Raw genomic sequence first — 5407 nt, 5'->3', positions numbered from 1 at the left:
GCGAGCGGAACCACCGTAGGTTTTAGCCAGAACGGTAGTGATGGCAGCAGTCAGGGTAGTTTTACCATGGTCAACGTGGCCGATAGTACCAACGTTGACGTGCGGTTTTGTACGTTCAAATTTTTCTTTAGACACGGCTATATTCCTTACTATAGTGCTCTCCCCTTCGGAGAGAGCACGGGACTTAGGTTTTAATCCTGTGGATTATTTACCACGGGCTTCAATAACGGCCTGAGCAACGTTGTTCGGCGCATCATCATACTTCAGGAATTCCATGGTGTATGATGCACGACCTTTGGTCAGAGAACGCAGCTGAGTTGCATAACCGAACATTTCGGACAGCGGTACTTCAGCGTGGATCTTAACGCCGGTTACTTCGGATTCCTGACCGCGCAGCATACCGCGACGACGGCTCAAGTCACCGATAACGTCACCAGTGTTCTCTTCCGGAGTTTCTACTTCAACCTTCATGATCGGCTCAAGCAGAACTGGTTTTGCTTTCTTAAAGCCTTCTTTAAAGGCAATAGACGCAGCCAGTTTAAACGCCAGCTCAGAGGAGTCAACGTCGTGGTAAGAACCGAAGTGCAGACGGATACCCATATCAACTACCGGGTAACCTGCCAGCGGACCAGCTTTCAGCTGTTCCTGGATGCCTTTATCAACGGCCGGGATGTATTCGCCAGGAATTACACCACCTTTGATGTCGTTGATGAACTCGTAACCTTTCGGGTTAGAGCCCGGCTCCAGCGGGTACATGTCGATCACAACGTGACCGTACTGACCACGACCACCAGACTGCTTGGCGTGTTTACCTTCGATATCGGTAACTTTCGCGCGAATCGCTTCACGGTAAGCAACCTGAGGTTTACCGACGTTCGCTTCAACGTTGAATTCACGCTTCATACGGTCAACGATGATGTCGAGGTGCAGCTCACCCATACCGGCGATAATGGTCTGGTTAGACTCTTCGTCAGTCCATACGCGGAAAGACGGGTCTTCTTTAGCCAGACGACCCAGAGCCAGACCCATTTTTTCCTGGTCAGCTTTGGTTTTCGGCTCAACGGCGATGGAGATTACCGGCTCAGGGAATTCCATACGCTCCAGAATGATCGGCGCATCCGGGTCACACAGGGTGTCACCAGTGGTTACGTCTTTCAGACCGATAGCAGCAGCGATGTCGCCCGCGCGAACTTCTTTGATCTCTTCACGTTTGTTAGCGTGCATCTGAACGATACGACCGAAACGCTCACGTGCAGCTTTCACGGAGTTCAGTACGGTATCACCAGAGTTAACCACACCGGAGTACACGCGGAAGAAGGTCAGGTTACCCACGAACGGGTCAGTAGCGATTTTGAACGCCAGTGCAGAGAACGGCTCGTCGTCGCTTGCGTGACGCTCAGCCGGGGTATCTTTACCGTCGTCCAGGATACCGTTGATCGCAGGTACGTCAACCGGGGATGGCAGGTAATCAATTACCGCATCCAGCATCGCCTGAACGCCTTTGTTCTTGAACGCAGAACCACAGGTTACCAGGATGATTTCGTTGTTCAGAACGCGCTGACGCAGAGCTTTTTTGATCTCTTCTTCAGTCAGTTCTTCACCACCCAGGTATTTTTCCATCAGCTCTTCAGAAGCTTCAGCTGCGGATTCGATCAGGTTCTGGTGCCATTCATCAGCCAGGTCCTGCATGTCAGCCGGGATATCTTCGTATTCGAAGGTTACGCCCTGGTCTGCATCGTTCCAGTTGATGGCTTTCATTTTCACCAGGTCAACAACGCCGGTGAAACCTTCTTCAGCACCAATTGCCAGCTGCAGCGGAACCGGGTTCGCGCCCAGACGGGTTTTGATCTGACCAACAACTTTCAGGAAGTTAGCGCCCATGCGGTCCATTTTGTTAACGAACGCGATGCGCGGAACTTTATATTTGTTTGCCTGACGCCATACGGTTTCAGACTGCGGCTGAACACCACCAACTGCGCAGTAAACCATTACCGCACCATCAAGAACACGCATGGAACGTTCTACTTCGATAGTGAAGTCAACGTGCCCCGGGGTGTCGATGATGTTTACGCGGTGCGGTTCATACTGTTTGGCCATACCAGACCAGAATGCAGTAGTCGCAGCGGAAGTGATGGTGATACCACGTTCCTGCTCCTGCTCCATCCAGTCCATGGTAGCGGCGCCGTCATGAACTTCACCGATTTTGTGGTTTACACCGGTGTAGAACAGAATACGTTCGGTAGTAGTGGTTTTACCGGCGTCGATGTGCGCACTGATACCGATGTTACGGTAGCGTGCGATGGGTGTTGTACGAGCCATTTGATTCCTCGTTTATTTCTTTAGGCGTTCAGTTAAGTTATCCAGAGCGGGCGACTCATCTGAAGCGCCCGCCTGGTGACTATGACTCCGAAGGGATTACCAACGGTAGTGAGCGAACGCCTTGTTGGCTTCGGCCATACGGTGAACGTCTTCACGTTTCTTAACTGCAGTACCTTTGTTGTCTGCAGCATCAGTGAGTTCGTTCGCCAGGCGCAGAGCCATGGATTTATCACCGCGTTTACGAGCAGCTTCAACGATCCAACGCATTGCCAGGGCATTACGACGGACCGGACGAACTTCAACTGGAACCTGATAAGTAGAACCACCTACGCGGCGGGACTTAACTTCGACAGTCGGGCGCACGTTTTCGAGCGCAACTTCGAAGGCTTCCAGTTCAGATTTACCAGAACGCTGAGCCAGGGTCTCCAGCGCGCTGTATACGATAGTTTCTGCAGTAGATTTTTTACCATCTACCATCAGGATATTGACAAATTTAGCCAGCAGTTCTGATCCGAACTTCGGATCCGGCAGAATTTTACGCTGACCAATGACGCGACGACGTGGCATGGAAATACTCCGTTGTTAATTCAGGATTGTCCAAAACTCTAAGAGTTTAGTATGACATTAAGATAAATCAGTTTGGCCTTACTTAACGGAGAACCATTAAGCCTTAGGACGCTTCACGCCGTACTTGGAGCGAGCCTGCTTACGGTCTTTAACGCCGGAGCAGTCAAGCGCACCACGAACGGTGTGGTAACGAACACCCGGAAGGTCTTTAACACGACCGCCACGGATCAGGATCACGGAGTGCTCCTGCAGGTTGTGACCTTCACCACCGATGTAGGAGGTGACTTCGAAACCGTTAGTCAGACGCACACGGCAAACTTTACGCAGTGCGGAGTTCGGTTTCTTAGGAGTGGTGGTATATACGCGAGTACATACGCCACGTTTCTGCGGGCAGGCTTCCAGCGCTGGCACGTTGCTCTTTGCAACTTTGCGCGCGCGTGGTTTGCGTACCAGCTGGTTAATTGTTGCCATTAAATAGCTCCTGGTTTTAGCTTTTGCTTCGTAAACACGTAATAAATCGCCTCATATATTATGAGGACGCAGAATTTTAGGGCGGTGCCGAAAAGGTGTCAAGAAATATACAACGATCCCGCCATCACCAGGCCAACTGACCGGCATGTTTGACTGTGAGTCTGACGAAATCAGTATAGCTAACCCTGCCGACACTGTCCGCAATTTGACCAGCCAGCCCGCGGGCGTCAACGTCGTCTTGCAGCACGTATAGGGTTATGGGGGCGGATTGCAGGATCTCAAGGAAGCGACCATCGGCGATGGCCGCGGTGACGCCGTCAGACAGTAGTACCAGATCGTCGCCGTGCTCCATCAAACGAAGCATCGCTGCGATGTCGGCATGCCAGGGGGAAACACTGAGCGTATGGAGCATGGGGGCCTCAGAAACGCAAAATCACATCAAATTCATGCAGACGGGCGCGCAGGGCATCCGGCGCCAGGCATTCGACATCCACCACCCACGGGGTCGCGGGATCCAGGCCGCGCTCTCGCGCTGAGTCGGCGCACAGCCAGCACTGGTCGATATCATATAGCGACAGCAATTTAAAGGTAGCGATGTAGTCGCGGGCCAGCACAGCGCCAGGCCGCTGTTCGGGTAACAGCTGAAACACGCCGTCGCCCACAAAAAACACGCCAATATCGTCGGTGAGCGCGGAGGTTGCTAATAAGGCATCGAGGCCTTCCCTGCCAGCGGCGCTGCCGTGCGGCGCAGAGGAAAATACAAAAGCCACACGTTTCATCAGAACTGCACCATCCGATCGCAAGTAAGCGCCGCTTCCGCTAGCGCGCCGAGCCCGCTCAAGGTAAAACCCGGCTGCAAATTGTGGCCAGGCAGAGCGAGCTGTTGCGCTTCGCGTTCGTCCGTTACGCCACGACGCAGGGCGGCCGCCACGCAGATATGCAGCGCGACGCCGTGCTCATCGTGGAGGGATTGCCACCCGCGCACCAGATCGAACTCATCGCTGGCGGGCGCCGTCAACTGGTTAGCGTTAAGCACGCCTTCGCGATAGAAAAAAACGCACGCCAGCTCATGGCCTTCCTGCAGCACGGCCTGGGCAAATTGCCAGGCGCTGCTCGCCTGCTGCGTGCCATAGGCTGGGCCGGTCACCGTGAGGGCAAAACGCATTACTTATCCAGCCCCTGGAAATCGCCGCTTTTGAACTGGCGAATATAGAGGTAGACGGTGTGCTTGGAGATGTTCAGACGATCGGCTACCTGGTTAATAGCGTCTTTAATATCGAAGATCCCTTTCTCGTAGAGATTCAGCACGATTTGACGGTTTTTCGCATTGTTAGACACGCTGCGATCGGCATTCACCTCTTCAATGGTGAACTCCAGCGTCTGGGCGACCAGATCGTCTACCGAAGAAGCAAAGTTCACCGGCGAGTTCACTTCAGGCGTTTCTGGCGGAATAAAGGTGCTCATGATCTGGGAAAACGGCACATCCAGATTCATGTTGATACACAGCAGACCAATCACCCGGTGATCGCGGTTGCGAATGGCAATCGTCACCGACTTCATCAGTACGCCGCTTTTAGCACGGGTAAAGTAGCATTTGGAAACGCTGCTATCGGCGCCCGTCATATCGTGCAGCATGCGCAGCGCAAGATCGGTAATCGGTGAACCAATTTGGCGGCCGGTATGTTCACCATTGGCGATACGGATGGCAGAGCATTTCAGATCCTGCAAAGAATGCAGCACGATTTCACAGTGCGAACCGATGAGCATCGCCAACCCGTCCACTACCGCTTCATAAGATTTGAGAATATCGAAATCGGTCTGGTCAAAGGGACGTTGATCCAGCAGGTCAAGCTCGCTGGTTTCATTGGTTAAAAGCGACCTGGACATGAAAAAAAGCACTCCTTTTCAGGAGCCTGTCGTTATTGTCAGGGCAGGCTCATCATCATTATTAAGCTATCTAAAGTAATACAGCGCCTGAGGATCTTTCCAGTTTTAATTATATCTGCGCTCAATAAAAAAGCCCCCCCCCCCCCCCCCCCGCGGCGGGGGG

Annotated in this window: 8 protein-coding genes; all 8 read right to left on the bottom strand. The window is 52.9% G+C overall.

Features of this window, described 5'->3' with window-relative positions:
* A partial coding sequence (locus tag HMPREF9538_RS29310; RefSeq protein WP_009484166.1) for a GTP-binding protein occupies positions 1-135 on the bottom strand: 135 nt, incomplete at its 3' end.
* Positions 136-204: 69 nt separating this feature from the next.
* Positions 205-2319: an elongation factor G gene (fusA, locus tag HMPREF9538_RS22555; protein ID WP_002920103.1), complete on the bottom strand. Its 2115-nt coding sequence runs from the start codon at positions 2317-2319 to the stop codon at positions 205-207.
* Positions 2320-2415: 96 nt separating this feature from the next.
* Positions 2416-2886: a 30S ribosomal protein S7 gene (gene rpsG / locus HMPREF9538_RS22560; RefSeq protein WP_002920113.1), complete on the bottom strand. Its 471-nt coding sequence runs from the start codon at positions 2884-2886 to the stop codon at positions 2416-2418.
* A 96-nt stretch (positions 2887-2982) separates the two neighbouring features.
* Entirely contained in the window at positions 2983-3357 is a 375-nt protein-coding gene (gene rpsL, locus HMPREF9538_RS22565; protein ID WP_002920115.1) for a 30S ribosomal protein S12, read from the bottom strand.
* Positions 3358-3481: 124 nt separating this feature from the next.
* Positions 3482-3769, bottom strand: coding sequence for a sulfurtransferase complex subunit TusB (gene tusB / locus HMPREF9538_RS22570; protein WP_002920119.1), 288 nt, complete (start codon positions 3767-3769; stop codon positions 3482-3484).
* A gap of 7 nt (positions 3770-3776) precedes the next feature.
* Entirely contained in the window at positions 3777-4136 is a 360-nt protein-coding gene (gene tusC / locus HMPREF9538_RS22575; RefSeq protein WP_004174061.1) for a sulfurtransferase complex subunit TusC, read from the bottom strand.
* Complete coding sequence (tusD, locus tag HMPREF9538_RS22580; protein WP_002920128.1) at positions 4136-4522, bottom strand: sulfurtransferase complex subunit TusD; 387 nt, start codon at positions 4520-4522, stop codon at positions 4136-4138. Before tusD ends, tusC begins: the two co-directional genes overlap by 1 nt.
* Positions 4522-5244 (bottom strand): helix-turn-helix transcriptional regulator, encoded by a 723-nt coding sequence (locus HMPREF9538_RS22585; RefSeq protein WP_002920130.1) that lies wholly within the window; start codon positions 5242-5244, stop codon positions 4522-4524. The genes tusD and HMPREF9538_RS22585 overlap by 1 nt, the downstream gene beginning before the upstream one ends.
* Between the last annotated feature and the right edge of the window lie 163 nt (positions 5245-5407).

It is taken from the genome of Klebsiella sp. MS 92-3 (assembly GCF_000195655.1).
GTDB classification, from domain to species: domain Bacteria; phylum Pseudomonadota; class Gammaproteobacteria; order Enterobacterales; family Enterobacteriaceae; genus Klebsiella; species Klebsiella pneumoniae.
This window is presented reverse-complemented; position numbering and strand designations above follow the sequence as displayed.